At 67.4% G+C, this 16,292-nt stretch carries 12 protein-coding genes and 1 pseudogene; 8 read left to right on the top strand and 5 right to left on the bottom strand.

Features of this window, described 5'->3' with window-relative positions; translation table 11 throughout:
* Window positions 1–23: 23 nt before the first annotated feature.
* Window positions 24–1,973 carry a polysaccharide biosynthesis protein gene (locus AUCHE_RS01565; RefSeq protein WP_006501499.1) on the bottom strand — a complete coding sequence of 650 codons (1,950 nt, stop codon included), beginning with the start codon at window positions 1,971–1,973 and terminating at the stop codon, window positions 24–26.
* A 142-nt stretch (window positions 1,974–2,115) separates the two neighbouring features.
* Here AUCHE_RS01565 and AUCHE_RS01560 point away from each other — a divergent pair, with 142 nt between their 5' ends.
* On the top strand, window positions 2,116–3,084 hold the full coding sequence (locus AUCHE_RS01560; RefSeq protein WP_006501498.1) for a zinc-binding dehydrogenase: 969 nt from the start codon (window positions 2,116–2,118) through the stop codon (window positions 3,082–3,084).
* A gap of 36 nt (window positions 3,085–3,120) precedes the next feature.
* Window positions 3,121–3,282, top strand: a pseudogene (locus AUCHE_RS17865) (hypothetical protein); the annotation flags it as partial.
* 52 nt (window positions 3,283–3,334) lie between these two features.
* Here the strand turns inward: AUCHE_RS17865 and AUCHE_RS01555 are convergent.
* From AUCHE_RS01555 to AUCHE_RS01545, 3 genes are all read right to left on the bottom strand, one after another.
* Window positions 3,335–4,018, bottom strand: a complete 684-nt coding sequence (locus AUCHE_RS01555; RefSeq protein ID WP_006501497.1) for a GDSL-type esterase/lipase family protein — start codon at window positions 4,016–4,018, stop codon at window positions 3,335–3,337.
* Window positions 4,019–4,026: 8 nt separating this feature from the next.
* Window positions 4,027–4,203: a DUF6104 family protein gene (locus AUCHE_RS17065; protein ID WP_006501496.1), complete on the bottom strand. Its 177-nt coding sequence runs from the start codon at window positions 4,201–4,203 to the stop codon at window positions 4,027–4,029.
* Window positions 4,204–4,311: 108 nt separating this feature from the next.
* The gene (locus tag AUCHE_RS01545; RefSeq protein WP_006501495.1) at window positions 4,312–8,223 is read right to left on the bottom strand and encodes a multifunctional oxoglutarate decarboxylase/oxoglutarate dehydrogenase thiamine pyrophosphate-binding subunit/dihydrolipoyllysine-residue succinyltransferase subunit; all 3,912 of its coding nucleotides are present in this window, start codon (window positions 8,221–8,223) and stop codon (window positions 4,312–4,314) included.
* Window positions 8,224–8,440: 217 nt separating this feature from the next.
* On the opposite strand from AUCHE_RS01545, the gene AUCHE_RS01540 reads away from it, so the two are divergent.
* Together AUCHE_RS01540 and AUCHE_RS01535 are read left to right on the top strand one after the other, a co-directional pair.
* Window positions 8,441–9,793 (top strand): hemolysin family protein, encoded by a 1,353-nt coding sequence (locus AUCHE_RS01540; RefSeq protein WP_006501494.1) that lies wholly within the window; start codon window positions 8,441–8,443, stop codon window positions 9,791–9,793.
* Window positions 9,790–10,827 (top strand): hemolysin family protein, encoded by a 1,038-nt coding sequence (locus AUCHE_RS01535; RefSeq protein ID WP_006501493.1) that lies wholly within the window; start codon window positions 9,790–9,792, stop codon window positions 10,825–10,827. Before AUCHE_RS01540 ends, AUCHE_RS01535 begins: the two co-directional genes overlap by 4 nt.
* Before the next feature lie 41 nt (window positions 10,828–10,868).
* Here the strand turns inward: AUCHE_RS01535 and AUCHE_RS01530 are convergent, their stop codons facing one another.
* Window positions 10,869–11,819 carry a sugar-binding transcriptional regulator gene (locus AUCHE_RS01530; RefSeq protein WP_162137209.1) on the bottom strand — a complete coding sequence of 317 codons (951 nt, stop codon included), beginning with the start codon at window positions 11,817–11,819 and terminating at the stop codon, window positions 10,869–10,871.
* Between the two features lie 213 nt (window positions 11,820–12,032).
* Between AUCHE_RS01530 and AUCHE_RS01525 the strand changes: the two genes are divergently transcribed.
* From AUCHE_RS01525 to AUCHE_RS01505, 4 genes are read left to right on the top strand one after another with little or no spacing between them, the layout of a single operon-like run.
* Window positions 12,033–13,025 (top strand): phosphotriesterase family protein, encoded by a 993-nt coding sequence (locus AUCHE_RS01525; RefSeq protein WP_006501491.1) that lies wholly within the window; start codon window positions 12,033–12,035, stop codon window positions 13,023–13,025.
* On the top strand, window positions 13,022–13,681 hold the full coding sequence (locus AUCHE_RS01520) for a 3-dehydro-L-gulonate-6-phosphate decarboxylase (protein ID WP_006501490.1): 660 nt from the start codon (window positions 13,022–13,024) through the stop codon (window positions 13,679–13,681). Before AUCHE_RS01525 ends, AUCHE_RS01520 begins: the two co-directional genes overlap by 4 nt.
* Complete coding sequence (locus AUCHE_RS17825; RefSeq protein ID WP_217994326.1) at window positions 13,678–15,279, top strand: L-ribulose-5-phosphate 3-epimerase; 1,602 nt, start codon at window positions 13,678–13,680, stop codon at window positions 15,277–15,279. Before AUCHE_RS01520 ends, AUCHE_RS17825 begins: the two co-directional genes overlap by 4 nt.
* Window positions 15,276–16,226, top strand: coding sequence for a sugar kinase (locus AUCHE_RS01505; RefSeq protein WP_006501488.1), 951 nt, complete (start codon window positions 15,276–15,278; stop codon window positions 16,224–16,226). Before AUCHE_RS17825 ends, AUCHE_RS01505 begins: the two co-directional genes overlap by 4 nt.
* The last annotated feature ends 66 nt before the right edge of the window (window positions 16,227–16,292 follow it).

The following is a 16,292-nucleotide window of genomic DNA, read 5'->3' as shown; positions in this document are numbered from 1 at the left end:
GCGCTTCTCCTTAGCAGGGTGGTTCAGGGTGCGGTGGCCTCGACATCGGGTCGCGGGCCGTCGACGGCCTTCTTCCCTCCGTCCAGGGGGGTGCCGCTGGTGGAGACCGGGCGGCAGCCCGTCGCAGGAATCACATGATCGGCATCTGAGCCGAGGGCGGCGCCACGCATCCATTCGTAGGCCGATACCGGGTCGGACAAGGCCGTTCCCAGAACGAGCATGGGGTCCAGGGCGGGGACGTCGACGGCATCCACCAACGGGTGCGCGGTGGCCCGCCGACCCTCCTCGTCGGAGAAGAGGTCCTCACCGAGTTTCTCGCCGGGACGCAACCCGGTGAAGATGATCTCGATGTCCTTCTTGCCCGACATGCGGATGAGGTTACGGGCGACTTCGACGATCTTGACCTGCTCACCCATCTCCAGGACCATGACCTCGCCATCATTGCCGATGGTCCCGGCCTCCAGCACGAGCTGACAGGCCTCGGGGATCAACATGAAATAACGACGCACGTCCGGGTGGGTGACGGTGACCGGACCACCGGCCTTGATCTGGGCGGTGAAGGCATGCAGCATCGACCCCCGCGACCCGAGCACATTCCCGAAACGGACCGAGACGAACCTGCCGGGCCGGTTGCGCGCGAAATGCGAGGTGAGCCGCTCGGTGCACCGTTTGCTGTAACCCAGGGTCGAGGTCGGGTCCGCGGCCTTGTCGGTGGACACGTTGACGAAGGTCTCCACACCGATTCCGGCCGCAGCTTCCAGGACGTTCAACGTGCCGCGCACATTGGTCTTCCACGCCTCGAGAGGGAAGCTCTCCAACAAGGGGAGATGCTTGAGCGCCGCGGCATGGAAGACGACCTGGGGACGGGCCTGCTCGAAGACCAGGCGCAGACCCTCCGGGTCGCGGATGTCGGCCAGGAGGAGGTCGTCGCTGTCGAGCAGCCCCTGACCGGTCAGGCTCATCTGGGTGGCCTGCAGCCCGGACTCGTCCCGGTCCAGCAGGAAGAGCCGCTCGGGGGAGAACTTGGCGATCTGACGGCACAGCTCCGAGCCGATGGAACCACCGGCCCCGGTGACCAACACCCGACGCCCCTGGATCTGCGCGGCGATGGCCGTGGTGTCCAGTTGTACCGGCGGACGGCTGAGCAGATCGGTCAGGTCGAGATCCCTCAGGTCACGGACGCCGCCCTCGGCGGTCGAGCTCGGGTCCAGGACGTCGGAGAGCGAGGGCAGGATCTTGACCTTCAGACCGGCCTCGTTGGCGCCCTCGGAGAGAACCCGCAGGTCGGCGGCAGTGGCATGAGGTGCGGCGACGATCAGCATGGTCGCCTTGGTGGACTCGGCGACCTGGACGATGTCGTTCTTCGTCCCCCGGACGGGCACCCCTTCGATACGCAGGCGCTGGCGTTCCCGGGTGTCGTCGAGCATGGCCACCGGCAGGATGCGGGCTTCCTGCTCCCGCAGCGCGCTCTTCACCAGACGCCGACCGGTGTCCCCTGCGCCGTAGATCACGGCGCGTTCCTCGGCGTCGGTCCGTTCACGCAACTCGTGGGTGCGGAAGATCCGGAAGAAGAGCCTCATCCCGAAACCGCCCAGCATCGCGAATCCGCCGCCCTGGGCTGGCGTGGCACGCGGCAGGTGGTCGGGATGCCACAGGAAGAAGACGACGATGCTGGCGACGATGATCGTGATGAACATCGACCGCATCAGGTCGAAGGTCTCCTCGTAGGAGCCTCGGGTGTGGCTGACCCGGTACGGGCCGAGCAAGGTGCCGACTGCGAGCTGGCACAGCGCGCATCCCAGGGCCAGGGTCAGGGTGATCCCGAACAGGCTGGCCGGAGCCACCTGCCCGTTGAGGACGTCGTAGCGAAGGTAGGCCGTGGCGAAAACGGCCACGACCCACATCAACATGTCCATCGCGGCCCAGAACCAACGGCGCAGGCGCGCTCGGCTCGTCGGCGACTGCGTCAGCACGAATGCCTCCCTTGCTGCCCTGCGGATTGCCGCTCTAGCCTATCCCCGCCGGAGGGCTCCCCGAACCGCGGTCGCAGGCAGGCGCCTCCCGGTGCGTCGTCCCTTCCGTCGCAGAAGTTCCCCCACTCGATAGTGTCGACCCATGCTCGCCGTCTACTGCGCCAGTCAGTCCCCCACCGACCCCCTGTCCGGTCTCGTCGTCGGGGAACGTCCGGACCCGGAACCGCGCCCCGGATGGACGGTGGTCGACCTCCGCGCAGCCACCGTGAACCGACACGACCTGTGGTCCTTGCAAGGTGTCGGACTGCCTGCGGAACGGCTGCCGATGATCCTGGGTTGCGACGGTGCCGGGGTCACCCCGGACGGACGGGAGGTGATCCTGCACGGGGTCATCCCTTCCCCGGGCTGGTCCGGTGACGAGACCCTCGACCCGCGTCGATCCCTCTTCTCCGAGGTGCACCAGGGCACCTTCGCGGAGAAGGTCCTGGTCCCCGACGCGAACCTGGTACCCAAACCGGCCGGGATGAGCTGGGAGGTCGCGGCGGCACTGCCCACCGCATGGTTGACCGCCTACCGGATGCTCTTCACCAACGCCGAGGTCACCCCGGGTTCCCTGGTGCTCGTCCAAGGAGCGGGCGGGGGAGTGGCCACCGCCTGCATCCGGCTGGGAGTCGCCGCCGGTCTGCGAATCTGGGTGACCAGTCGTTCGGCCAGGAAACGCGAACAGGCGATCGAGCTCGGAGCCGAGGCCGCCTTCGAATCCGGCGCCAGGCTGCCCGAGAAGGTCGACGCCGTCATGGAGACCGTCGGTGCGGCGACCTGGTCGCATTCGGTGAACGTGCTGCGCCCCGGCGGGACGATCGTGATCTCCGGTGCCACCAGCGGTGACGCGCCGCCCAAGTCGGAGCTGACGAAGATCTTCTTCCGCCAGTTGCGGGTCATCGGCTCGACGATGGGCAACCGCCAAGAGCTGGAGCGCCTCGTCGCCCTCGCCACCCGCCACGACCTGCAACTCCCGATCGACGACGTCATGCCGCTGGCCGACGCCCGCCGCGGCTTCGAGCGTCTAGCGTCCGGCGAGTCTTTCGGCAAGATCGTCCTCACCGTGTGAGCGAGGCGGGAGACGCCGCCCGGAGGCCGGGCCCTCGACGTGGGCTGCGGCATCGGGCGCAACTCCCGCTGGCTGGCCTCAGTCGACTTCGACGTCCTGCGCGTCGTCCGGGGTCGGCACGCGGTCGTTCACGCTGACCACGCCGCGCTCGATGAGAAGGTGCACAAGGACGCACAAGGACACGTTCGGGATATCGATGACCTCCGGCTCCGAAACGGATCAGGGCCCGCTCACGCCGGCCCCTTCCGCGTCAGGGCGCGATCTGCAACCAGTGTTCCCAGCCGCCGTGCAAGACCAACCAGGCCAACAGACCGTATCCGGCCTGGCCGGGGTGCCGCTGATCCTCGGCCGCGCTCAGCTCCGCCAGCCACTGTTCGTGTTCCAACAGGGGGTAGTAGCAGTCGACATAGGGGATGCTGCGCCGGCTGCACACATCGGACTGGGCCTCGACCAACGGCTCCAGCGCATGATTGAAATCGGCGTCGAGAGTCGGAGGCGGACCCACCACGAAGGGTGAGATGCCCCGAGCTGTCGCCTCGTCCAACATATTCGCCATATTGAGCCGAGACCGGGCGATCGTCAGCTCCTGGTCGATGTCGCCGTGCCCGACCCCCATCACGAGGCGCCGCTCCCGCCGCCCCTCCCAACGGGGAGCGCCCTCCTGGCGCCAACGGTTCAACAGATCCGCCGACGACTGCCCCCGGATGCCCAGGTTGTAGCTCGTCACATTGAGATCAGGATGCGCGGTGCGGGCGGTGACCCGACTCACCCACCCCAACGCCTTGGGGTCGCCGTAACCGGCGACGAAGGAATCCCCCATGAAGACCAGGCCGACATCACGTGGCCCGTCCGTGGCGAGCGCCTCCGCGCTGGCGATGAACTCCATCGGGGCCGCCCCCGCGCCGCTGCTGGGCTTGCTCTCTTCGTTGCTCACAGGCCTACTCAGTCCTCGTCGTCGTCGAGCCGTGCGAGCCAGGTCGCGAACCTCTCGATCGGAATCTCAAATTCCGGATTCAGATCAACGAAGGTGCGTAGCTGCTCGGCCAGCCAGTCCAACGTGATCTCCTCATCGCCGCGACGGGCCGACAACTCCTCAATTCCACGGTCGGTGAAGTACACGAGATGCATTCTGCCGCACATCAGCACTCACCGGGGACAGGGGCACGCGCCCTGTCCCCGGTGAATCGGGGCGACGACCCGGCCGACCCGACCGGGCACCCCGACGGATCAGCGGTCGAAGGACTCCCTCATCAAGGCGGCCCGCTCGACCTCGTGCTGTTTGTGCGAACCGGTGGACGGGGAAGCCGAAGCCGCCCGGGAGACCACTCGGATCGGTCGGCGCTCGCCATTCTCGGCCAGAGCCTGCGGAAGGTTGACCATCATGAAGGGCCAGGCACCCTGGTTCGCCGGTTCGTCCTGAGCCCAGACGAGTTCGGCATTCGGGTAGTGCTTCACGATCTCGGCGATCTCCCGGCCGGGCGTCGGGTAGAGCTGCTCCACCCGGATGATGGCCGTGGCTCCGTCCTGGCGTTGTTCGCGCTCGGCCTCCAGGTCGTAGACCACCCGCCCGGAGGCGAGCAGCACCCGGGTGACCGCCGCGCCGTCCAACGGTGCCTTGTCCCGTACGGCCGGTTCGAAGGTTCCTTCGGTGAAGTCCTCGACGGCACTGGTCGCCGCACGCAGGCGCAGCAACTGCTTCGGTGTGAAGACCACCAAGGGCTTGCGCGGCCGGGAGTACGCCTGGCGGCGCAGCAGGTGGAAGTAACTGGCCGGGGTGCTGGGGTTGGCGACCGTCATATTGTCCTGAGCGCACAGCTGGAGGTACCGCTCGATCCGTGCCGAGCTGTGATCCGGCCCCTGCCCCTCGTACCCGTGGGGGAGGAGCAGCACCACGGAACTGCGTTGGCCCCATTTCTGCTCGGAACTGGAGATGAACTCGTCGACGATGGTCTGGGCGCCATTGGCGAAGTCACCGAACTGGGCCTCCCAGCAGACCAGCGCATCGGGACGTTCCACCGAATAGCCGTACTCGAAGCCCATGGCCGCGAACTCGGACAGCAAGGAGTCGTATACCCAGAAGCGGGCCTGCCCGTCGCCCAGGTAGAGCAAGGGGGTCCACTCCTCGGCGCTGGCCCGGTCGATGAGGACGGCATGCCGTTGCACGAAGGTGCCCCGGCGGGAGTCCTGGCCGGCCAGTCGCACCGGGGTCCCCTCGCTGAGCAGCGAACCGAAGGCGATCAGCTCACCCATCCCCCAGTCGATGCCGCCCTCGCGGGTCATCTGGGTGCGCTTCTCCAACATGCTGCGCAGCTTCTTGTGCGGTTCGAAGCTGTCCGGCCAGTTGGTCCACAGGTCACCGATCTTGTGCAGCAACTCCGTGCTGATCGCGGTGGAATGGCTGCGGTGCGCGCGTACTTCGTCCTCGACCTGGGCCTCGGGCCGTTCCAGGCCGTCGATCTCGGTGGTCGCACCCACTGCAGGTGCCACCGGTTTGGCCTTGGCGGCTTCCTTGGTCTCCAGGAAGACCTGTTCCAGACGGCCCTGGTAGTCCTGCAATGCGGTCTGAGCGTCCTCGAGAGTGATGTCACCGCGTCCGACCAGTGCCTCGGTGTACAGCTTACGGACGCTGCGCTTGGCCTCGATGAGCTTGTACATCAACGGTTGCGTCATCGAGGGGTCGTCGCCCTCGTTGTGTCCACGGCGTCGATAGCAGATCAGGTCGATGACGACGTCCTTGGCGAACTTCTGACGGAACTCGTAGGCCAGCTCCGCCACCCGCACACAGGCCTCGGGATCGTCCCCGTTGACATGGAAGATCGGGGCCTGGATCGTCCGGGCCAGGTCGGTGGAGTACACCGAGCTTCGTGAACTCGTCGGCGCAGTGGTGAAACCCACCTGGTTGTTGACCACGACGTGCACGGTCCCGCCGGTGCGATAACCCCGCAACTGGCTCAGCTGCAAGGTCTCCAGGACGACGCCCTGACCGGCGAAGGCCGCATCACCGTGCAGGAGCAACGGCAGGACCGTGAACTCCTCACCGTGCCTGTCCAACCGGTCCTGCTTGGCCCGCACGATGCCTTCCAGTACCGGGTTCACCGCTTCCAGGTGGCTGGGGTTCGCCGCCAGGTAGACCTTCGTGGTCTTCCCGTCCTCGGACTCGAAGACGCCTTCGGTGCCCAGGTGGTACTTCACATCGCCCGATCCCTGGACGCTCCGCGGATCCTGCGTGCCCTCGAACTCACGGAAGATCTGCGCGTAGCTCTTACCGGCGATATTGGCCAGCACGTTGAGCCGACCACGGTGCGGCATGCCGATGCACACCTCGTCCATGCCGTCCTCGGCAGCGCGGCACAGCACCCGGTCGAGCAGCGCGATCACCGACTCGCCGCCCTCGAGGCTGAACCGTTTCTGTCCGACGTACTTCGTCTGCAGGAAGGTCTCGAAGGCCTCGGCGGCATTGAGCCGACGCAGGATGCGCATCTGCTCGTCCCTGCCGACCTTCTCCGCTTTGACCTCGATCTTCTGCTGCATCCACAACCGCTGGTCAGGGTCCTGGATGTGCATGTACTCCACGCCGACGGTGCGGCAGTAGCTGTCCCGCAGGACGTCCAGGATCGCCCGGAGCGTGGCCCGTTCGGAACCGCCGAAACCACCGGTGGCGACCTCCCGGTCCAGATCCCACAGGGTCAGTCCGTAGGTCTCCAGAGCGACATCGTCGTGCTGTCGCATCCGGTACTCCAACGGGTCGGTGTCGGCCAACAGGTGGCCCCGGACCCGGTAGGCATGGATCAGCTGCTGCACCCGGGCCGCCTTGGACAGGTCGTCCTCGTGGCTGGCCACCAGGTCGCGCTTCCACCGCACCGGCTCGTACGGGATGCGCAGGCTGCGGTAGATCTCGTCGTAGAAACCGTCCTCGCCGAGCAACAACCGGTGGATGATCCGCAGGAAGTCGCCCGACGCGGCGCCCTGGATGATGCGGTGGTCGTAGGTGCTGGTCAGCGTGATGATCTTGCTGATCCCCTGCCGGGCGACGGTCTCCAGGCTCGCGCCCTGCCATTCCGCCGGGTAGTCGAGCGCACCGGCGCCGATGATGCACCCCTGACCCTGCATCAGTCGGGGCACCGACTGTACGGTGCCGATCCCTCCGGGGTTGGTCAACGAGATGGTCGTCCCGACGAAGTCGTCGACCGTCAGCTTGTTGCCCCGAGCCTTGCGGACCAGTTCCTCGTAGGCATTCCAGAACTGGAAGAAATCCATCCTCTCGGCGGCTTTGATCGACGGCACCACCAGGCTGCGGGTGCCATCAGGGCGCGGAAGGTCGATCGCCAACCCGAAATTGACATGGGCCGGTCGGACCAGCTGTGGTTTGCCCTTCTCGTCCACCCGGTAGCTGCAGTTCATGTCGGGAAGCTCGGCGAGCGCCTTCACGATCGCGTACCCGATGAGGTGGGTGAAGCTGATTTTCCCGCCGCGGGTGCGTTGCAGATGCTGATTGATCTGGATGCGGTTGTCGATCATCAGTTTCGCCGGGACGGCGCGGACACTGGTCGCGGTGGGCACCTGCAGGGAGGCGTCCATGTTCGTCACGATGCGGGCCGCGGGGCCCTTGATCGCCTTGACTTCTTCGGCGTCCTGCACCTGAGGGGGACTCACTTGTGGGGTGTCCCGGGGGGTCGGGGTCTTTCCCATCGGCATCGCAGGCGGTGTCGGTTCCTTCTGTTGTGCGGGGGCCTGGCGGGTCGTCGCGGTGTCCGGCTCCGGTTCGGTTTTCTTCTCCGTCTTCTCCGGGGACTTCTTCTCGGGGGACCCGGTCCGGGCCGCGGTGTCCGCGGGTGGCCTGACCGTACTCTCGGAGGTTCGCGCACCCGTTTCGTTCCGGGGCGCGGCCTGGCCGTCCGTGCTCGCCGTGGGAGGGGTGGGCTCTGGAGCAGGTGCCGCGGTGGCGGCCGGGGCGGCCGGAGCGGCCGGAGCGGCCGGGGGGCTGCTCTCCCGGCGAGGGGCGTACCCGTCGAAGAACGGCCACCACGCTTTGTCGACGGATTCCTTGTCCTGCAGGTACTGCTCGTAGAGCTCGTCGACGAGCCACTGGTTGGGCCCGAAGCTGGCGGTGGGATCGTTCGGAGCGGGCAATTCTGCCACGGCGGACTCGCCTCTTTCGTCTGTCGCCGGTGACGGCCAGGACACATGACGGACCACCCGACGACATCGCTGGTCCGCCGGTGCCAGGCTACCCCGCGGTGGGCGGCTGGTGCGGTTCCGGAAGAAGGCGAACGGGGTCGTTCCACGGTCGATCCCACCGATCGGGACATGTCCTTCCGCCATGTCCGCTTTGTGGCGGATTAGGATGGCGGCCACTATGACCGAATGGTTGCTCGTCGGTGTGGGCATCCTGTTGACCCTGGGGACGGCCGTCTTCGTCGCGGCGGAGTTCTCCCTGGTCGCGCTCGATCGGTCCAGCGTGCACGGTGCGGCCGAGAGCGGGGATGCCGGGGCGCATGCGGTCCTGCCGTCGTTGGCGACCTTGTCCACCCAGTTGTCCGGGGCCCAGGTGGGGATCACCCTGACGACTCTGGCGTTGGGGTACATCGCGACGCCGTCGGTGGGGGCCTTGTTGACCGGCCCGGTCACTGCGGCGGGTGTTCCGGCGGAGAGCGCGTCGGCGGTGGCCTCCGGGGGTGCCCTGGTGGTGGCGACCTTGTTCTCCATGGTCGTCGGGGAGTTGGTGCCGCAGTTCCTGGGTATCTCCGTCCCGTTGGCGACGGCGAAGGTGGTGGCGGTACCGGTCCGGGTCTTCACCGTGGCGGTGCGGCCGCTCATCGTGGTGCTCAACGGCTCGGCCAATGCGGTGCTCGAGTCCTTCGGGGTGCGCCCGCAGGAGGAGCTCTCCGGGGCGCGTACCCCGCAGGAGCTGGCGTCGATCGTACGCAGGAGCGCGCAGGTCGGCACCTTGGACGAAGATCTGGCCACCCGGGTGACCAGGTCGTTGGATTTCGGTTCGCGGACGGCGGCGGACGTGATGACACCGCGGGTGCGTTGTGTGGCGGTGGAACGTACGGATTCGGCGGCGGACGTGCTCTCGCTCGCGCGTCGGACCGGTCATTCCCGTTTTCCGGTGCTCGGCGACGACTGGGACGACGTGGACGGCATGGTGCATGTGAAACAGGCGGTGGCGGTGCCGCACGGGCGGCGGGCTTCGGTGCCGGTGTCGGGTCTGATGACACCTCCGGTGCTGGTGCCGGAGACGATCGGGTTGGAACCGTTGCTGGGGTTGTTGCGCGGGGGCGGGCACCAGTTCGCGATGGTGGTCGACGAGTACGGGGGTACTTCCGGGGTGGTGACCTTGGAGGACGTGGTCGAGGAGCTGGTCGGGGAGGTCGCCGACGAGCACGACCGGCAGCTGACCTCGGCCCGACGCGATGTCCGGGGGCGTTGGACGGTGCCCGGTGCGTGGCGGGTGGACGAGGTCCGGGAACGGGTGGGTGCCGATCTGCCGGAGGGCGCGTCCTACGAGACGGTGGGCGGGTTCATGATGGCGGTGCTGGGCCGGATTCCTGCGGTGGGTGACGAGGTGGAGATCGTGGGTTGGCGGGTCCTGGTGGAGGGGATGGACGCCCGCCGGGTGGAACGGGTGCGTCTGCTGCCGGTGGATCCGGTCGTCCAGCAGCTCGACGAGGGACGGTTGCCGCGGGAGATCGGAGGCCACGGGTGAGCCCGGGGGCGGCCTTGGTGGTCTCGGTGCTGCTCCTGATGGGGAACGCATTCTTCGTGGGGGCGGAGTTCGCGGTGATGACGGCTCGGCGGAGCCAGTTGGAGCCGCTGGCCCAGGGCGGGCGCAGGTCGGCTCAGCTGGCGTTGGTGGCCTTGGAGCATGTGGCCAGTCTGTTGGCCTGTGCCCAGTTGGGGATCACGGTCTGTTCGCTGCTGTTGGGGGCCTTGGCCGAGGATGCCATCCATCATCTGATCGCTCCGTGGATCGCGCGGACGGGTCTGCCCGAGGGTGCCTCTCATCTGGTGGGTCTGTCTGCGGCCTTGTTGATCGTGGCGTACTTCCATGTGGTGGTGGGGGAGATGGTGCCCAAGAATCTGGCCATCGCCGGACCGGATCGGGCGGCCCTGTGGTTGGCCCCTGCGCTGTTGTACGTCACCCGAGCCCTGGGGCCGGTGATCCGGGTGCTCGAGTGGGTGGCGAAGTCGCTGGTCCGTGCCTTGGGTGTGGAACCTCAGGATGAGGTGAGCAGCGCGTACACGGCCGAAGAGGTCGACCGTATCGTCGTGGAGTCGGCGAAGGAGGGGCTTCTCGGCGTCGATCAGCACGGTCTGGCACGACGGGTGTTGGCTTTCGGTGATCGTGTCGCTGCAGATGTGGCCGTTCCACGGGCCGATCTGGTGACCCTGCCGCGCGGATGCACCCCTGAGGACGTGGAGCGGATCGTGGCGAAGCAAGGGTTCAGCCGGGTGCCGATCACGGATCCGTCCGGTGACCTCGCCGGTTACGTGCATCTGAAGGATGTGCTCTACGCCGACGAGGAGGAACGGGTGCAGGCTCTGCCGTGGAAGCGGGTGCGGCCGTTGGCGACGGTGTCCCCGGAGGACGAGATCCAGGACGTCCTGGTGAGTATGCAGCTCAGCGGAGCGCATCTGGCCAGGGTGGTGGACGCCGGGGGCGGGGTGAACGGGGTGGTCTTCCTGGAGGACGTCCTGGAGGAGCTGGTGGGGGAGGTCACCGATTCGACCCGGCGGTGAGTCCGGTGTGAGGGCGCCTTGCCGGAGGGTGCTCCCGGTGGTCAGGGCAGGGCGAGGACGGCTTGGGCGGTGACCGTGTCGGTGACGAGGAGGTCGACGTAGCCGCCTCGGAGTGCGCCTTGGATCGCGCGGGCCTTCTCGGTTCCGGCGGCGACGGCGACGACCTGGTCGATGGACCGTAGCCGGTCCAGGGGGACCGCCATCACCCGTTCGCACAGGGTGGCGTGGATGTGGCGGCCGTTCGCGTCGAAGTGGTGTCCGGAGATGTGACCGACGGCGCCCAGGCCTGCCAGGTAGTCGCATTCGGCGGGGGTCAGCCAGCCTTGGAAGATCGGCCCGGAGATGCCGGCGCGGTCGAGTGCGCCGATTCCGACGATCGCGACATCGGCGTGGGAAGCGAGCGCCAGCGCATTGGCCACCGATTCTTCCCTGCGCAGGGCTTGGGCGAGTCGGGGCGAGCCGACGAGGAGTGGCGCCGGCATCAGGCGGTAGGTGGCGCCGAAGCGTTCGGCGATGCGCCGGGTGACATCCGGTGAGTCGGTGACCGGGCTGTCCTTCGACAGTGCGCCGATCATCTGGACGACGCAGAGGTCGTGGAGTGTCTGGTGGGGCAGCTGTTCGACCACGGCGCTCAAGGTCGTCCCCGAGGAGGTGGCCAGGACGGTGGCCTGTCGGCAGAGGTCGACGAGGACCTCTGCCGCGGTGGTGGCGACGGCGGTGAGCGGGCTCATGCCTTCGCCGCACTGGGCGACCCGGGCGTCGCGTAGTCCAAACCGGGAGCACAAGGATTCTTCCAGGGCCATGGCGCGTTCGAGCGGGTGTCCGATGACGAACCGGACGATCTTGCGTCGCCGGGCTTCGGAGAGCAGCCGGGAGATGCGGGACCGGGAGAGACAGACCTTCTTCCCGATCTCGTCCTGGCTGAGCCCGTCCAGGTAGTACCAACGGGACACCTGGGCGAGCAGGGAGAGATGTTCACGGCCTTCCTGCACGGTCCAAGTGTGCACGAATGTGCTTTTTAGAAGGAGGACAGGTTCTCCTTACGGCTTGTGAACAGGGTATTCGTCAGCACTTATCCGGGCCTTTCTCCGTTCAATCTGCACAGATGTGCTCGTACACATTGTGTCGACCTGTGTTCCCGGGCGTACACCTTGGGCAGGCGGGCCACATCTCTCGGGGGCCCCGGCACAAAGGAGTGACGGCATATGTCATTCGTCCGCACCATCAAAGGTGACGTCGACCCTTCGACCCTCGGCGTGGTCAACGCCCACGACCACCTCATCCGGGTCGGCGCAGGCGAGGTCTACATCGACGGCGATCACATGCTCGACGACGTCGACAAGGCGGCGCAGGAAGCCACCTACTTCGTCGAGGCCAGCAAGAACTGGTCCACCGGAGGCACCGTCGTCGACATGTGCCCGGCAGCCTGCGGCCGGTCCATCACCAAGCTCAACGAGGTCGATGACAAGGTCGACGACCTGCAGGTGATCGTGGCCTCCGGGTTCCACCAGCAGAAGGTCTACCTCGAGGTCCACACCACCTGGGTGCACCAGTACACCGTGAACCAGATCGCCGATCTGCTCATCGCCGACATCTGCGAGGGCGTCGACGAGTACGACTACATGGGCCCCCTGGTGAAGCGCCACACCTCCAAGGCCGGCGTCCTGAAGTGGGCGACCGCCTACGGGAAGATCACCGACTGGGAGAAGAAGACCGGTGAAGCGGTCGTCATCGCCCACAAGGAGACCGGCTGCCCGATCAACACCCACACCACCGCAGGGACCGCCGCCCTCGAGCAGGCCCATTTCCTCCTCGGGCTGGGTGCCATCCCGGAGAAGACCGCCATCGGGCACGTCCAGCGCAATGCCGACGTCTGGTACCTCGAGCAGATCATGAAACTCGGCTGCTACCTCGAGCTCGACGGCACCAACCGGATCAAGTACCTGCCCGACCACCACCGCGTCAACCTGGTGCGTTCGTTCGAGGCCGACGGCTTCGGCAAGCAGATCCTGCTGGGCACCGACTCCGGCAAGGCGTCCTACCAGAAGGTCTACGGCTCGGTCACCGGCATCGACTTCGACCCGGCCGTCTTCGCGCCCCGGCTCATCGACGAAGGCGTCGACCGCGCCTACGTCCAGGACCTCCTGGTCGGCAACGCCCGCGAGTTCTTCGCCTTCGCCGACGGGAAACAGCAGTGACCTCCCCGAGGTTGCAGATCGCGCTCGACACCCCGGATCTGCCCAGCGCGCTGCGACCTTTGCAGCTGGCCGCCCCCGCGATCGACGTCATCGAGGTCGGGACGGTGCTCTGCCTGGCCGAAGGCATGTCCGCGGTGCGCGCCATCCGAGCAGCCTTCCCCGACAAGCCCGTCCTGGCCGACATCAGGATCGCCGAAGCCGGCCGCATCCTCGCCACGATGGCTTTCGAAGCCGGCGCCTCGCTGGTGTCGGTCGTGGCCGGCGCCAGCCTGGAGACCGTACGCCAGGTCGTCGCCGTCACCCGAGATCACGGCGGCGAGGTCCAGGTCGAGCTCGCCGACGAATGGTACGACCCCCAGCGGGCACGCACCTGGCTGGAACTCGGCGTCGACCATGTCATCGTCAAGCGGTCCCGGGACCGGGAGGCCTCCGGGGATCTCTCCTGGGGAGCGGATGATCTCGCCCGGGTCGACGAGCTCGCCGAGCTGGGATTCACCGTCACCATCACCGGCGGCATCACCGCCGCCGACCTGGCCACCTTCGCCGGGCATCCGGTCGGCATCGTCATCGCCGGGCGTTCCGTCGTCGGCGCGGCCGACCCGCTCGCTGCCGCTCGCGCACTCAAGGACGAGATGACCAGGGTGTGGGCCGGATGAGCGCACTCACCGCCGTCACCGAACTGCCCGTCGACGAACGTTCCGCAGCGGTGCCCTGTGTCGAACTCGGCATCTACGAGAAGGCGCTGTGCTTCAACGGCTCCTACGACGACCTCTTCGACCAGGTCGCCCGGGGCGGTTTCGCCTTCATCGACCTGTCCGTCGACGAGAGCACCGAGCGAGCCGCCCGGCTGAACTGGACCACCGCCGAACGGGTGGCCGTACGCCAGGCCGCCGCCCGCGCCGGGATCGCCCTGGGCGGATTGTGCCTTTCCCTGCACCGCAAGGTTGCCCCGGGAAGCAGCGACCCCGCCGTCCGGGAGGAAGCCCGCACGGTGCTCTTCCAGGGGATCGACCTGGCCGCCGACCTCGGCATCCCCGTCGTGCAGGTCGCCGGCTACTACAACTACTACGAGAAGGCCCACCCCCGGGCCCGCGAGTTCTACGTCGACTGCCTCCGCAAGGGCGCCGAACATGCCGCCCGCAGGGGGATCCTCCTGGGCATCGAGAATGTCGACGGACACGACGTCGACTCGGTCTCCGAAGCGCTCGCGGTGGTCGAGCAGATCGATTCGCCGTGGTTGCAGCTGTACCCGGACGTGGGCAATATCGCCGAGCAGGGGCTGCCGATGGAGGCCGAACTGGCTCGTGGCGAGGGCCGCATGCTGGCGATCCATGTCAAGGACGTCCGGCGCGGGGAGCCGCGTCGGGTGCCGATGGGCGGGGGGATCGTCGACTGGGACGTGGCCTTCGCCGAGCTGGCCCGGCAGGGCTGGTCGGGCCGGATGATGATCGAGATGTGGAATGACGACGCCGAGGGCGGGCTCGAGCGGGCGGTCTCCGCTCGGGAGTTCATCGAAGGCAAGCTCGCCGCTGCCGGGATCGTCGTCTCCACGACCCGTGTCCCGGCCGGTCAGGAGCTCCCTGCTTCGGTCGTCCGCCTCTGCGAGGAGGTCTGTCGGGGCAATCTCGAACTGCCCAGGCACGGGTTGGTGGCCTGGACCGGCGGCAACCTGTCGGCACGCGACCCGCAGACGGGCCTGGTGGCGATCAAACCGTCCGGGATGCTCTACGACGACATGAAACCCACCGACATGGTGGTCGTGGATCTCGACGGCCGGGTGGTCGCCGGGGACCGCGGGCCCAGTTCGGACACGGCTTCCCATCTCGCGGTGTACCGGGCCCGCCCGGACGTCATGTCGATCGTGCACACCCATTCGCGCTACGCCACGGCCTTCGCTGCCGTGGGCGAGTCGATTCCGTGTTGTCTGACGGCCATCGCCGACGAGTTCGGCGGTGACATCCCCTGTGGCGGTTATGCCGCGATCGGTGGGGACGAGATCGGCGCCGAGATCGTGCGGTCCATCGGGCGCTCGCCGGCCATCGTGATGCGCCAACACGGTGTGTTCACCGTCGGGCGTAACATCGACAAGGCCCTGCAAGCTGCCGTCATGGTCGAGGATGTCGCGGCGACCGTGGCGATCGCGCGCGGTCTCGGCGCGGTGACCCGGTTGCCCGACGAGGAGATCGAAGCGAACTGGGACCGCTACCAGAACCGTTATGGCACCGCGAACGCGAGCAAGGGCGTGACACGATGACGACCTACGACCTGGCCACTTTCGGTGAGGGGCAGATCAGGCTGACCGTCGGCAAGGGCGACCGGTTGAGTACGGCGACCCAGCTACGGATGACGGCGGCCGGGTCGGAGGCCAACGTCGCCGGTCTGCTGGCGCAGCTCTCCCGCCGGACGACCTGGGCGTCGGTGATCCCGACGACCGATCTGGGCACTCGGGTGATGGGGGAGTACCGCTCCGTCGGGGTCGACCTGTCCCATGTCATCCGCACCGGTGACGAGCGGATCGCGTTGTACTTCATGGAGCCCGGTGATCCGCCGATGCCGGCTCGGGTGACCTACGACCGGTTGCACACCAAGTTCCGGGAGATCACTCCGGAGACCTTCGACTGGGACGGTCTGCTGGACACCCGGGTGCTCTTCGTCACCGGGATCACGGCGTCGTTGACCGAGCAGACCGCTGCCGTGGTCACTCATGCGGTGGAGCAGGCCGCTGCCCGCGGGGTCGATGTGGCTCTGGACGTGAACTATCGCAGCCTGTTGTGGAGTCCTGAGCAGGCCCGGTCGGTGCTGGAACCGTTGTTGGACAAGGTTTCGATCCTGTTCTGTTCCCGGGCCGACGGCACGAAGGTGTTCGGGATCGACGGTGACGGGCCGACGGTGAACCGCCGCTTGCACGAGTGGAGCGGTGTCCGTCACGTGGTGTCGACCGATGCGACCGCGGGTGTCTATTACTGCGGGGCCGAGGGCCAGGACGTCTACGAGGTGCAACCGGTGCCGGTGATCGACCGACCCGGCGCGGGGGATTCCTTCGTGGCCGGTTGTCTGCACGGGTACCTGGACGGCGAGGTGAAGGCCGGTATTGGTTACGGCCTGCGTACTTCGAAGTTCGCGTTGACCCATCACGGCGATCTGACCCATGTCTCGGCTACCGAGCTGGCGATCCCCACGACGACGGACATCGTGCGCTGATCCTGCGGCACGTGTTGTCCCCTCGGGGCGAAACCCTCTGCGGCGGGACGGTCGGCGTTGTCCGGG

The organism is Austwickia chelonae NBRC 105200 (assembly GCF_000298175.1).
Classification (GTDB): Bacteria; Actinomycetota; Actinomycetes; order Actinomycetales; family Dermatophilaceae; genus Austwickia; species Austwickia chelonae.
Note: the sequence above shows the minus strand (reverse complement) of the source record. Positions and strands in the feature narration are given on the sequence as shown.

What these genes read in the sequence shown, in the direction of transcription:
- AUCHE_RS01560 (WP_006501498.1), top strand. Translation starts at nt 2,116, where the DNA reads ATGCTCGCCGTCTACTGCGCCAGTCAGTCCCCCACCGACCCCCTGTCC.
- AUCHE_RS01540 (WP_006501494.1), top strand. Translation starts at nt 8,441, where the DNA reads ATGACCGAATGGTTGCTCGTCGGTGTGGGCATCCTGTTGACCCTGGGG.
- AUCHE_RS01525 (WP_006501491.1), top strand. Translation starts at nt 12,033, where the DNA reads ATGTCATTCGTCCGCACCATCAAAGGTGACGTCGACCCTTCGACCCTC.
- AUCHE_RS17825 (WP_217994326.1), top strand. Translation starts at nt 13,678, where the DNA reads ATGAGCGCACTCACCGCCGTCACCGAACTGCCCGTCGACGAACGTTCC.
- AUCHE_RS01505 (WP_006501488.1), top strand. Translation starts at nt 15,276, where the DNA reads ATGACGACCTACGACCTGGCCACTTTCGGTGAGGGGCAGATCAGGCTG.